The 12,112-nt window shown below is 28.9% G+C and carries 14 protein-coding genes; 8 read left to right on the top strand and 6 right to left on the bottom strand.

Annotation, left to right across the window (positions count from 1 at the left end; all coding sequences use genetic code 11):
• Position 1: 1 nt before the first annotated feature.
• Positions 2 to 148 carry a hypothetical protein gene (locus JYG23_RS10000; protein WP_207235534.1) on the top strand — a complete coding sequence of 49 codons (147 nt, stop codon included), beginning with the start codon at positions 2 to 4 and terminating at the stop codon, positions 146 to 148.
• 83 nt (positions 149 to 231) lie between these two features.
• On the opposite strand, the gene JYG23_RS09995 is transcribed toward JYG23_RS10000, so the two are convergent.
• Positions 232 to 2,211 carry a S9 family peptidase gene (locus JYG23_RS09995; protein ID WP_207235533.1) on the bottom strand — a complete coding sequence of 660 codons (1,980 nt, stop codon included), beginning with the start codon at positions 2,209 to 2,211 and terminating at the stop codon, positions 232 to 234.
• Positions 2,212 to 2,359: 148 nt separating this feature from the next.
• On the opposite strand from JYG23_RS09995, the gene JYG23_RS09990 reads away from it, so the two are divergent.
• Together JYG23_RS09990 and JYG23_RS09985 are read left to right on the top strand one after the other, a co-directional pair.
• Entirely contained in the window at positions 2,360 to 3,388 is a 1,029-nt protein-coding gene (locus tag JYG23_RS09990; protein WP_207235532.1) for a M42 family metallopeptidase, read from the top strand.
• Positions 3,389 to 3,495: 107 nt separating this feature from the next.
• Positions 3,496 to 4,167, top strand: coding sequence for a lysoplasmalogenase family protein (locus JYG23_RS09985; protein ID WP_207235531.1), 672 nt, complete (start codon positions 3,496 to 3,498; stop codon positions 4,165 to 4,167).
• A gap of 2 nt (positions 4,168 to 4,169) precedes the next feature.
• Here the strand turns inward: JYG23_RS09985 and JYG23_RS09980 are convergent, their stop codons facing one another.
• The 4 genes from JYG23_RS09980 to JYG23_RS09965 form a co-directional block, all read right to left on the bottom strand.
• Positions 4,170 to 4,742, bottom strand: a complete 573-nt coding sequence (locus JYG23_RS09980; RefSeq protein ID WP_242631557.1) for a chromate transporter — start codon at positions 4,740 to 4,742, stop codon at positions 4,170 to 4,172.
• A 1-nt stretch (position 4,743) separates the two neighbouring features.
• A complete protein-coding gene (locus tag JYG23_RS09975; protein WP_207235530.1) occupies positions 4,744 to 5,307 on the bottom strand; it encodes a chromate transporter in 564 nt (187 codons plus the stop codon).
• A gap of 181 nt (positions 5,308 to 5,488) precedes the next feature.
• Positions 5,489 to 6,943 (bottom strand): S1C family serine protease, encoded by a 1,455-nt coding sequence (locus JYG23_RS09970; RefSeq protein WP_207235529.1) that lies wholly within the window; start codon positions 6,941 to 6,943, stop codon positions 5,489 to 5,491.
• Between the two features lie 194 nt (positions 6,944 to 7,137).
• Positions 7,138 to 7,920, bottom strand: coding sequence for an MBL fold metallo-hydrolase (locus JYG23_RS09965; protein ID WP_207235528.1), 783 nt, complete (start codon positions 7,918 to 7,920; stop codon positions 7,138 to 7,140).
• 200 nt (positions 7,921 to 8,120) lie between these two features.
• Here JYG23_RS09965 and JYG23_RS09960 point away from each other — a divergent pair, with 200 nt between their 5' ends.
• The 5 genes from JYG23_RS09960 to JYG23_RS09940 all read left to right on the top strand — a co-directional run bounded on the left by JYG23_RS09960 (position 8,121) and on the right by JYG23_RS09940 (position 11,026).
• On the top strand, positions 8,121 to 8,279 hold the full coding sequence (locus tag JYG23_RS09960; protein WP_207235527.1) for a CxxH/CxxC protein: 159 nt from the start codon (positions 8,121 to 8,123) through the stop codon (positions 8,277 to 8,279).
• A gap of 106 nt (positions 8,280 to 8,385) precedes the next feature.
• Entirely contained in the window at positions 8,386 to 8,676 is a 291-nt protein-coding gene (rpsF, locus tag JYG23_RS09955; RefSeq protein ID WP_207235526.1) for a 30S ribosomal protein S6, read from the top strand.
• A gap of 17 nt (positions 8,677 to 8,693) precedes the next feature.
• The gene (locus JYG23_RS09950) at positions 8,694 to 9,149 is read left to right on the top strand and encodes a single-stranded DNA-binding protein (RefSeq protein ID WP_207235525.1); all 456 of its coding nucleotides are present in this window, start codon (positions 8,694 to 8,696) and stop codon (positions 9,147 to 9,149) included.
• A 50-nt stretch (positions 9,150 to 9,199) separates the two neighbouring features.
• Positions 9,200 to 9,418: a 30S ribosomal protein S18 gene (gene rpsR, locus JYG23_RS09945; protein ID WP_207238000.1), complete on the top strand. Its 219-nt coding sequence runs from the start codon at positions 9,200 to 9,202 to the stop codon at positions 9,416 to 9,418.
• 201 nt (positions 9,419 to 9,619) lie between these two features.
• Positions 9,620 to 11,026: a methyltransferase domain-containing protein gene (locus JYG23_RS09940; RefSeq protein ID WP_207235524.1), complete on the top strand. Its 1,407-nt coding sequence runs from the start codon at positions 9,620 to 9,622 to the stop codon at positions 11,024 to 11,026.
• A 104-nt stretch (positions 11,027 to 11,130) separates the two neighbouring features.
• Here the strand turns inward: JYG23_RS09940 and JYG23_RS09935 are convergent, their stop codons facing one another.
• Positions 11,131 to 11,991: an AraC family transcriptional regulator gene (locus JYG23_RS09935; protein WP_207235523.1), complete on the bottom strand. Its 861-nt coding sequence runs from the start codon at positions 11,989 to 11,991 to the stop codon at positions 11,131 to 11,133.
• Positions 11,992 to 12,112 lie beyond the last annotated feature (121 nt).

Genomic DNA, 12,112 nt, shown 5'->3' with positions numbered 1-12,112 from the left:
TATGGCAACATTTATTATAGGAACTATAGTTCTTTGTTCGTTTTTAGGCGTTCTTATTCATCTCATAAGACTAAAGATAAAAACAGGTAGATTTAAAAGTTGTAGTAGCTGCAAGAGTTGTGCAAATTATGATAGTTGTCATAAATAATTTATGATATTAATTAGACTACTTTCCCCCATAAAGTAAAAAAAGACTATATAGTTCATATATAGTCTTTTATGTTTTAATCTTTATCTCAAATATTTTTCAAACCAATTTGTCATTTCTTCTAATCTTCTAACTCTATGCTTTGGTTTTCCACCTCTTGATAGCTCGTGGTTTTCTCCCTTAAACATACAAAGTCTTGCTTCAACACCATGGTATTTTAATGCTGTGAACATTTGTAATCCTTCAGCTAACCAACATCTGTAGTCTTGTTGTGAGTGTATAAACAACGTTGGTGTAACTGCTTTATCTGCATATTTAAGAGGAGAATGCCACCAAAGTTTGTCATGATTTTCCCAAGGAGTTGAGGCATTTTGGTCTGCGTTGAAATAGTATCCAATATCTGTTGTACCAAATTTAGAAATCCAGTTAGCTATACTTCTTTGTGAAACAGCACATTTAAATCTATCAGTATGACCGATAATCCAGTTAGTCATATAGCCCCCATATGAACCACCTGTAACACCAACTCTTTTTTTGTCAATTTGAGGATATGCTTGCAATACTAAATCTGTGAATTTCATTAAATCATCATAGTCAATAGTACCGTATTTTCCTCTAATATCAGCAAATTCGTCACCTCTACCATCACTTCCATGAGGATTACAGAAAAATACGAAGTAACCCATGTTTGCCCAAACTTGCATTTCATGGTAGAATACTTCTCCATAAACAGTCTTAGGCCCTCCGTGAATATCAAATATTGCTGGATAAATTTTATTTTCATCATAATCAACTGGTTTGATTACAAAACCTTCTAGCTCAATGCCATCGTTATTAAAGAATTTCATGTATTCTGGGATTGAAATAGTTTTATTATTAATTATAGGTTCGTTGAAGTCAGTAATTTGTTTTTCTTCATTAGTCAATGAATAAATTTCTTGAAGTTTATAATTTCTCATACCAACAAACAATATTTCATCATCAAACACATCAAAACAATCAACTGAACCAGTGTCTTCGGTGATAATTTTTAAATCACCATTAAGAGATAATTCATTGATAAATGAACATTTACCCAATGTAGATACAAAGTAGATTTTATCATTTATAACTCTAACTTGTTTTCCACCGCCATATCTACAATCAGAACCGACAGAACTTCCAAAGCCAGTGTTATGAACAGTTATCAATTCTAATTTTCCATTTTCAAATTTATATATATCTTGATTTTGATTTAATCCACCAGTTTTCATGTCTGACAATGTTAATACAATAAGATCTTCAATAAAGTCTACATATCCAATAGAATAAGTGCTTTGAGGTATTAAAACTGTGTTTATGTTTTGTTTTATATCATAAACATTTAGACTGTCAAATAAATCCATTTTGCCTTCAAATTTATTTGCAGTGTAGACAATTTTACCATTTTTGTATTTGAATGTGTAGATTTCTGAAAGTTCATCTGAAATAGGAGTTAATTTATTTGTTTCTTTATTGAATAAGTAAAGTCTATTTCTTTTTTTATTGGTAAAGCCTTGACCATTGCTCCAAAATGGTATTTCGTCAAGTACTTCATAGTCTTTATCATCTTTTATTTTAGCTGCAGCTTTTTCTCTTTCTTCACCTTTAAGATTATGTAAATCTATTAAGTTATTATCAAATTCAGCTGTTAGTATAAAATTATTATTATCTACTTTTTGCAATTCAGATACATTTAATGGAATACGCATATACTCATCAGCTTCTCCACCATTGATATCTATAGCATAATAAACAGTCCAAGCTTCTCCGGCTTCTGTTTTAGCCTTAAGGTGCTCATCTCTTTGAGAAGGAAATAAAATTGTATCATTATCTAGCCATAAAAAGCTATTTTCTTTATTTAAACAAGTTAGCTTTTTATATTTTTTTGACTTTCTATTAAGTAACCAAATATTAGAATTATAAGTATTATTGTCATAATCAGACAAAGTCACTACAAATCCTGCATTGTCGTTGTTTGGTGATAATTCTAAACGAGAAATAAATTTGTAATTTAGAAAATCCTTTAACTTTAAATTTTTCATTTCTACCTCCATATAAAATATTCTTAAAATTATTATATACCAAATTATAAAACATAACAAATCATTATTATTTATAACCTTACTTAATATTGAATATTATGGCGAATTGTGATATATTAAAAGCATAAATTATATTGCGGAGGCTGAAATGTTTAATAAAGAATTTACTACATCAATTTTGGAAAGAATTATAAGTATACCAAGTCCTACCGGGTATTGTAAAAATGTTATTAATGAAATTGAATCTATTGCCAATGAGTTGGGATATAAATTTGAAAAAAATCAAAAAGGCAATGGTATTATAACAATAGAAGGCGAAGATAATAGTTATTGTGTTGGAATACCAGTTCATGTTGATACATTAGGAGCAATGGTAAGGTCTATAAATTCAAATGGTACTTTAAAAATCACTTCATTGGGTGGAAATATGTTTTCTACTTTAGATGGAGAGTATTGTAAAATTCACACAAGAGCAGGAAAAGTATATACAGGTACAATACTTTCTACATCACCTGCAGTTCACGTTTTTCCTGATGCCAAAACCAAGGAAAGAAATGAAGATAACATGATGGTGAGATTAGACGAAGTAGTTTATACAAAAGAAGATGTTCAAAAACTTGAAATAGGAACAGGAGATTTCATTTCAATTTCTCCTAAATTTGAAATTACAGAAAGTGGATTTGTTAAATCAAGATACCTTGATGATAAAGCGGGAACTTCTTGTGCATTAAGCTTATTAGAAATGTTTTCAAGAAGGAATACAAAACCACGTCATATGGTCAAAATATTAGTTTCTACATACGAAGAATTAGGACATGGTTGCTCAAGTTTACCTTCTAATATAAACGAGCTAGTGGGTATTGATATGGGATGTGTTGGCCTAGATTTAGCATGTACAGAACAACAAGTTTCAATTTGTGTAAAAGATAGCTCAGGACCATATGATTTTGATATGACAACAAAGCTTATTAACTTATCAAAGGAAAATGGGATTAGTTATGCAGCTGATGTTTATCCAATGTATGGTTCAGATGTCTCAGCAGCATTAAGAGGTGGAAATGATATTAAAGGTGCACTTATAGGACCTGGCGTACATGCTTCTCATGGTATGGAAAGAACGCATTTAGATGGAATTAAAAATACAATTGAATTAATATATTTATATTTAACTGCATAGTATTAATAAATGGGGCTAATGAGATTACTAGAAATTTTCATTAGTCCTTTTTTATATACGCGGAGTTGCGTAGCAACTTTTTTATAGCTATATAGGAGGATGAATTTATGCAAATAGCATTTCTTGTAATATATACTTTATTATTTTCGTTATTAATATCGACATATTACAACAATAATTTAAAAAGATATTATACTTTGGCTAAAGCCATAAACAGTTTATGTTTTGTTGCGGTTGCGCTATATGGAGGAATAAATTTTGGCAATACAACTAACCTATATTTCATGCTTCCAGCTTTTATTTTATGCCTATTAGGCGATGTTTTTTTAGGTATAAATGCCACAAAAAAGAATACTGAAAATTATTTTATACTTGGTTTATTATCATTCCTAATTGCACATCTTGTTTTTGCTATGGCACTAAACAGATATGTAAAGCTAAGTATTTATGATTTTATTTTACCAATTGTGTCAGTATTGTTGACATATGTTCTTTTGAATTTAGACTGTATGGATATAAGTCAAAAACTTAAAAAATACTCAATTTTGTATTCGTTTTTTGTAGCATTATTATTGGCAAAAGGAATAACTTTGTCAATTGTATGTGGATACTCTATGAAAAACATTTTGATTTTACTAGGTTCAATACTATTTTTTGCTTCTGATTTTGTTTTGATGTTTTTACTTTTTTATAGAAAAAAGCACCACTTAATGGGTACTTTAAATTTATTATTATATTATTATGGGATGCTTTTACTTTCATTTAGCTTGTGGTTTTAATTTTAAATACTATAAGCAATCATTCCTAATACAGAACAAATAACTACTAGTTTAATTGGATGTATTTTAAATTTATTGTAGGTAAAATATGCTGCAATTAAAATTATCAAGCCTCGTATGTCGATTGCTGATAAAAATGTATTTATAGAAAGTAACAAATGTGAATCCAATATAAAATTGTTTACAAATATAGTGAAAACAGATGAACATAACAATCCAATAACGGCTGGTCTTAATCCTGATAATGCGCTCTTAGCATAGAAATTGTCTTTAAAATTATCAAAATATTTAGCTATAATTAAGATAATTATTAAAGAAGGTAAAATTACTCCAAGAGTTGTAGATATAGCTCCTAAAACTCCACCCATTTTAACGCCTACGAATGTTGCCATATTTACTGCAAAAGGTCCAGGAGTAGATTCGCTAATAGCTATAAAGTTTATTATTTCATCAAGTGTGGCCCAGCCTTTTGATAGCAATTCGTTTTGCAATAAAGGTATCATAGCATAGCCACCACCTATTGTAAACAAGCCAATTTTGAAAAATGTAAATAGTAGATCTAAATATAGCATCATATTATAACTCCTTCTTTCTAGTTAACATATTTTTTGCAATACCTATAAACAGAGCTATAAATAATATATAAATTGTACTGATACTTGTGAATGTAGCAGCAACAAACACTAATATAGTAATTATTATATTAAACATGTTGGCTTTGTTTTTGTGTGAAAATTTTTTAATAACACCAAGTATTAGTACAACAACACCAGCCCTTATACCCTTAAAAGCATAAGCTGCCAGTTTTATACTTAGAAAATCTTTTATAAAATATGAGATAATCAATATTATAAAAAAAGAAGGTAAAATAACTCCTAAAGTTGCAAATATACTACCCCAAAATTTAGCTATTTTATATCCTACAAAAGTAGCAGTATTTACTGCGATTACACCAGGTGTAGCTTCAGCAATTGCAAAAATATCGAGAATTTCTTCATCTGAAATCCAACCATTTTTTTCTACCGTTTCCTTTTGTATAAAAGGAATCATTGCATAACCACCACCAAATGTGAACATACCAATCTTGAAAAACACTTTAAACAAATCAATAGATTTATAAAAAACTGAGTCCTTATCCATTTTGTTCTCCTTAATATTAGTTGAGTCGATAATTTCTATATAATTATAGTTTATATTTTACGTTTATTGTATTGTTTTGTCAAATGAATATGATTTTATAAAAAAGTTGCTATGCAACTCTGCGTATATAAAAAAATAAGCTACACAATATATGTAGCTTATTTTGGAAGGTTAAATAAAATTAATTATTATCAGGCATTTTTTCAAAAGTTACTTCAGTTGTAGATTTTTCACCATCTCTTGTATAAGTTATAGTAGCTTTATCACCAACTGAGTAATTATATAGTACACGTCTTAAATCATCTATATTTTTAATTTCGGTATCATCAACAGCTATAATTATATCTCCAGCTCTTATACCAGCTTTTTTCATTGGAGAATTTTTAGAGACCTCAGATACGTAAAAACCATAATCTGTTGATAATTTAATACCAAGTTGTTTTTCATAATTATAAACACTTGTTCCAACTATACCGAAATATACATTGGTTACTTTTCCATTATTAGTTATTTGATTAATGATAGGTGTTGCAACATTTATTGGAATAGAGAAACCAATTCCTTCAGCATTTGAAAGTTTGGCTGTATTAATTCCTATAACCTCGCCCTTAGCATTGAATAATGGGCCACCACTGTTACCAGGGTTTATAGATGCACTAGTTTGAATTAAAGGTTTTATTACGTTACCTTCTATAGTTATTGATCTATTCAATCCACTAATTATACCATCAGTTGTTGTGCCATAAAGTTCTAATGACATTGGATTACCCATTGCTACAACAGGTTCTCCGATAAGTACGTTATCTGAATCGCCAATAGTTGCATAAGGTAAGTTTGTCTTAGATATTTTTACAACAGCTAAATCAAGAACCGCGTCATACCAAAGCACTTCAGCTTTCTCAATACTTCCATCAAAAAGTGTTACATCAACGCTTTTTGCTTGACCATCTCCTATAACATGAGAGTTTGTCAATATTAAACCATTAGAATTTATTATAACACCTGAACCAATGCTTTGCATTTCTTGTTGTTGTCTTCCACCAAAGAATGATTGATATGTTTGTACTAATACAGTAGATATACCTACAACAGTATCCTTATTTTTTTCATATACAGCTGCAGCATAGTAAGGATTATTGTTTAGATCTATAGAAATACTTTGATAATTAGGATTAGCAGGTGATTGTATAGTTTTGCTATTTGTATTCATATAATTTACAATAAATCCACCAGTTGCTCCACTAATAAGTGCTACTACCAATGTGAGTGCTATAGTTGAAAGAATTCTGTGCTCTTTATGTTTTTTAACTTTAATTTTTTTTGCTTTTTGGTTTTGGTCTATGTTTATAGAATTATCTGTACTATCTGTAGCTTTAGAAGAGTTTGTATTTCCAAAGTTTTTGTTATTATCACTTGCATAAATATTGTCTATTCGGTTGTTGTTAGGCGTATAATTTATGCTTTCATCATTATCTAAAACTCGTTTTTCCTCTTTATTATCATCCATAGTAACAAAATTTATACTATCTACATTATTAGTTTGTTCTATATTAGTTTTATTACTATTTAGATTTTGTGATTCTATATTAGAGTCACTTTCATTTAAAATATTTTTGTCTAAATTATCATTACTCATTTTTTATACCTCCTAAAATGTGTTTGTTTATCTATAACCTTATATTAGTGTATATTCCTTAAATAAGTCTTTAATTTAGTAAAAAAATATATGAGTTGAAATATGTACTGTTTAAATAATTAAGTTACAGTTAAGATTAATAATATTATTAGTATAAAAAAAAAAAATATTAAAACATATTGCAGTTTTAATATTTATAGGTCATATACCTTTGTAGATTTGTCTCTATATGTCATATTTATTGTTATTCCTTCATTTGTAGATATACCATTTTCACCCAATATGTTTTCTACAGTTTTAAAAGCAAGTTCAGGGAAATTATTTTCTTTGCTTAAGTGAGCAAGCAAAACAATTTCTGTTCCTTTTTTTAATATTTCGCATAGTAGGTTACCAGCTAAATCATTGGACATATGCCCGAATTCCCCCAAGACTCTTCTTTTTAAAGGCCAAGGATAAGAACCTATTAAAACCATATCCTCATCATGATTAGTTTCAATTAAAATTAAATCTGAACCCATGACATTTTGCTTGATAGAGGGAGTTACACAACCTGTATCTGTTAGCAAACAAATTTTTTTATTATCATTAAATATTTTATATCCAACAGGTTTTGCAGCATCATGTGATATATCGAAGGCTTGTACAAATAAATCACCAATTTCAACACTATCATCAATGACTCTTATATTTTCCGGTTTTATTTGCCCAACGGAGGGTTTCATAGCATTCCAAGTTTCTTCGTTGGCAAAAACAGGGATATTAAATCTTCGTGACAATATTCCAGCACCTTGAATATGATCAATATGCTCATGAGTTATAAATATACCTTGAATATCACTTGCTTCTTCACCTATATTTGTTAATGCTTGTTGAATTTTCTTTCCACTTAAGCCAGCATCAACTAAAATTTTAGTTGAATCCGTTTTTATGAATTGACAGTTTCCACTGCTACCGCTATACAATGAACAAAACTTCAAATTTTTTTCCTCCAAACTATAATTGCAATTAATGATAACATATTTTCATTGTTTTTTCAAAGTAAATATATAAGTAAACAAAGTAAGTTTTTAATTGCTTTTTTACCAATACAAATACTTTATTTTTAATATAATTATCCTTTACCAAATATAATTGTTGATGTATAATAACCTTAATATTTTGAAGAGGTATAAACATTATGGATGATAAAGTATTAATTTTTGCTTGTAAAGAGCATGTAGAAATGGTAATTGACGATTATGTAAATGAATTTGAAGTTGCACCAAAAATTGAAGTTTGTACAGATAAAGTATGTAAATATTGTAGCAATCAATCTGAATATGTTATTTTTGAATAAAACTATAAAAAATACTTGTACAATTCAAGAAATGGTGTTACAATATATTAGCTATCCTTGCTCTTAAGTTTTTTTAAGGGCCAGAGACCAAAGGGAGGTGAAACGTATGAGAAAATACGAAGGCGTATTTATATTACTTTCTAACTTAGAAGAAGAAGTAAGAAATAATGAGATTGAAAAAATTAAAAACATAGTAGTTACACTAAATGGAACAGTTGAAAAAGTTAATGAGTGGGGTCAAAGAAGACTTGCTTATGAGATTGATAAAAAAAGAGATGGATACTATGTTATAATTAACTTCACATCAAACGCAGATGCTGTTAACGAAATTGACAGAATTTGCAAAATCAGTGATAATGTATTAAGACATATGATAACAGTAAACGAATCTAAATAAATATAAAGGGGATAAATATGAACAGTGTTGTTTTAATTGGAAGATTAACTAGGGATCCCGACTTAAAATTCACTCCATCAGGAATGGCATTTACAAGAATGACATTAGCAGTGGATAAAGAATTGTTTGGTGATAAGAAACAAGAAGCTATTAATCAAGGCAAACCAACTGCAGATTTTATAAGTATATCTGTTTTTGGAAAACAAGCGGAAAACTGTGCTAATTATCTTGCAAAAGGAAGCATGTGTGCTGTAAACGGAAGGATTAGTACTGGAAGTTATACTACACAATCAGGCGAAAAAAAATATACTACAGATGTAATAGCAAATAGAGTAGAATTTATTGGTTCAAAGCAATCAGCATCAACTTTACCTGGAAAACCTAAAAATCCGGATAGCAATTTTTTTGATGATTTTTCAGATGATGATAATGATATTTTCCAACCAGTAGATGAAGAAGATATTCCATTTTAAAGGAGGGAAATATAGTGAGCTCAAGAGAAGGTTACAAAAGAAATAACGGAATGAAAAGAAGACCTAGAAAAAAAGTATGCCAATTCTGTCAAGAAAAAGCTACTTCAATAGATTACAAAGAAGTTGGTAAGCTTAAAAAATATGTTACTGAAAGAGGTAAAATATTACCAAGAAGAATTACAGGAGCATGTGCTAAGCACCAAAGAATGGTTACTAGAGCTATAAAAAGAGCAAGATCAATAGCTTTACTACCATATACAGCTGAATAATTAATTGTAAATATAATCACATTTCAACTTGGTTGAAATGTGATTTTGTTTTAATCCAAAATAACACCAAATTAATTCAACTGACAGTTGATTATATTTTTATAATATAGAATAAAGATATGTTTCATAATTTACCAATTTAATATAAAATAATATTACATCTAGATGATAAATATTGAATAATAGATTAGGAGATTAAATATGGTAGATAAAAAACAATTTGGTAATAGAATAAATAGTTTACGTAAAAAATTAGGTCTGTCACAAGCTCAGCTTGCTGAAAAATTAAATTTAAGTACACAAGCCGTTAGCAAATGGGAATGTGGATTAGCCTTACCTGATATTGATATTTTGGTTGAATTATCTTGGTTATTTGAAACTTCAATAAATACACTCTTGTGTAATGACGAAGAAAACTCTAACTTTAGTAGCACGACTTATCCTAAATTATCTGAAAGTTTAAATAATTTACTAAATTCTAAAGAAGATTTAAAACTGATTTCATCAATTGCTCCGTACTTTAGTGATAATGAATTATTAAGAATTTCTAATCATATATCTGAAAATGATTTAGATATAAAAGTAAATATAAATGCTAAAAGTAAATCCAAAGACACAAGTAATCAAATAAATATACCAATAACTACGCTAAGCGAAAAAACGATGTCTGAATTATCTTCAGCCATTGCAGAAAGTGTAAGTAATATTGTTGGTACAGCTGATATAGGTCTTAACAAGATAAGTGAAATATTAATTTGTCCAAAATGTAAACATAGATTAACACTGCATAATATTGAAAACAAAACGTATTTTGAATGTGACAATAAGCATCAGTATTTTTTAGAAGATGGCGTTTTATATTTTAATACTAGGGAAATTCCAGGTGAACAGTGGTCACTTACATACAGAAACTATAATCATTATTTAAAAGAAGCAACATATCCAATATTGCCAGTTTATAATCGTGGTGAAATATATGATGAGGAACTAAAATGGAGAGAAATAAAAAAGAGAAAGCCTCGTATTATTCTTGATATTGCTTCTGGTACTGGAACAGGAATAAAATATGCTCTGGAACGTATTGATTGGAATTGTACAGTTATATTGACTGATTTGTCTCATAGAATCTTGGCATGGAATAGAAAATTTATTACAGAAAATCTTTACAATCCCTTTGTAAATGTTATTTATCTAGCAAGTGATTGTTCAAACTTACCTATTAAGGATAAGGCAGTTGACTGTATAACTTCTAATGGTGGTTTTGAAAGTATGCAAATCAAGACTTTACTAGGATTTAAAGAGTCACATCGAATATTAAAAGAAAAAGGCTATGCTATTTATGATATGAGTTTAGTAGAAGATTTAAATTCATCCAATACAAAAAAATGGATAGAATTGTATAATGGTATAGAAGATAATTATGATGAAGAAGACAATAAAATGATAGATTTAAACATTTGGCGTAAAATATGTGAAGATTCTGGATACACAAATGAAGAAGAAATAAAAGTTTATGGTGAAATACCGGCACCTAACACAAATATTTTCCCTTGGGAAAATATGATCTTAAGATGGATGTGTTGCTACGTATTTGTGTCAGTAAAATAGAAAAGCTATGACCTACCAAACATTTGAAAAAAATTTAAATGCAGGTAGGTCATTAAATTGTTATTTACTATATTATCGACTTAATGATTTTTTGTGTTTTTCTACTATTTCTTTTCCACAGGTATCCACACTTCGCAAAAAACTTCCGAGTTTGTATCCTCTGGATATAACTCAAAGTCTGTATCGTCTAACATGTTATATTCTGAACTAGGTAAAAACTCTTTAAATATTCTATCCCATGTTTCTCCAATACAATCGCCATTATTGCCTATGCATTTAAAAACTGCCCACAATGTTGGCTTAACATCCCATATTCTATATCCTTTAGGTAATTTACCACCATTATACTCCATGCCTATACCATAATCAAAACAGTTACTCTTTTCTGATATAGGTGCACATGCTCCATAGATATTATGACTTTTAGTATTTTGTTTTAATTTATCAATAACTCCTGCTTTAATACATTCACTCCAGAAATCAGGAATCTCTGTATTGCTTTCATCAGAAACAATCTCATTTCTAAATGCTTTTACCTTTGCTAACAATTTAAAACTTTTTCTTTCTACGATTTTATAATCCATAATCGTTCCACCTTCCAATTGAATTTTTATTATGAGACGATTAAAAGACTTTAATTCCATTCCAGCACGTTTTGCTACATTTGGTGTAACTCCATGAAACCTAGTAAATGCTTTTGTAAAGCTCTCGGGAGAATCATATCCATACTTATATGCTATATCAATAATTTTAACATTTGACATTATAAGTTCTTGACCTGCCATAGATAGTTTTCTATTTCTAATATACTCATTGGCTGTAATGCCTGTTAACATGCTAAAAGTTCTATGAAAATGATAGTTAGACATGTATACCTGTTTTGCTACATCCTCATAATTGATATCATTTAAAATATGTTCTTCCATATACTCAATTGCTTTTTGCATACTTTGAATGTAATTCACTTTTCATCACCTCTTAAATATATTGTAAGGCTATTTATAACAAATTTCCTAGTCTACCTTGCTCAGTTTTGTCTTGTTTTATATTACCATAATTTAAGGAAATAATGAATATTATAATTTT

The organism is Sedimentibacter sp. zth1 (genome assembly GCF_017352195.1).
Taxonomy (GTDB): Bacteria; Bacillota; Clostridia; order Tissierellales; family Sedimentibacteraceae; genus UBA1535.
Note: the sequence above shows the minus strand (reverse complement) of the source record. Positions and strands in the feature narration are given on the sequence as shown.

What these genes read in the sequence shown, in the direction of transcription:
- JYG23_RS10000 (WP_207235534.1), top strand. Translation starts at nt 2, where the DNA reads ATGGCAACATTTATTATAGGAACTATAGTTCTTTGTTCGTTTTTAGGC.
- JYG23_RS09995 (WP_207235533.1), bottom strand. Translation starts at nt 2,211, where the DNA reads ATGAAAAATTTAAAGTTAAAGGATTTTCTAAATTACAAATTTATTTCT.
- JYG23_RS09990 (WP_207235532.1), top strand. Translation starts at nt 2,360, where the DNA reads ATGTTTAATAAAGAATTTACTACATCAATTTTGGAAAGAATTATAAGT.
- JYG23_RS09985 (WP_207235531.1), top strand. Translation starts at nt 3,496, where the DNA reads ATGCAAATAGCATTTCTTGTAATATATACTTTATTATTTTCGTTATTA.
- JYG23_RS09980 (WP_242631557.1), bottom strand. Translation starts at nt 4,742, where the DNA reads ATGATGCTATATTTAGATCTACTATTTACATTTTTCAAAATTGGCTTG.
- JYG23_RS09975 (WP_207235530.1), bottom strand. Translation starts at nt 5,307, where the DNA reads ATGGATAAGGACTCAGTTTTTTATAAATCTATTGATTTGTTTAAAGTG.
- JYG23_RS09970 (WP_207235529.1), bottom strand. Translation starts at nt 6,943, where the DNA reads ATGAGTAATGATAATTTAGACAAAAATATTTTAAATGAAAGTGACTCT.
- JYG23_RS09960 (WP_207235527.1), top strand. Translation starts at nt 8,121, where the DNA reads ATGGATGATAAAGTATTAATTTTTGCTTGTAAAGAGCATGTAGAAATG.
- rpsF (WP_207235526.1), top strand. Translation starts at nt 8,386, where the DNA reads ATGAGAAAATACGAAGGCGTATTTATATTACTTTCTAACTTAGAAGAA.
- JYG23_RS09950 (WP_207235525.1), top strand. Translation starts at nt 8,694, where the DNA reads ATGAACAGTGTTGTTTTAATTGGAAGATTAACTAGGGATCCCGACTTA.
- rpsR (WP_207238000.1), top strand. Translation starts at nt 9,200, where the DNA reads ATGAAAAGAAGACCTAGAAAAAAAGTATGCCAATTCTGTCAAGAAAAA.
- JYG23_RS09940 (WP_207235524.1), top strand. Translation starts at nt 9,620, where the DNA reads ATGGTAGATAAAAAACAATTTGGTAATAGAATAAATAGTTTACGTAAA.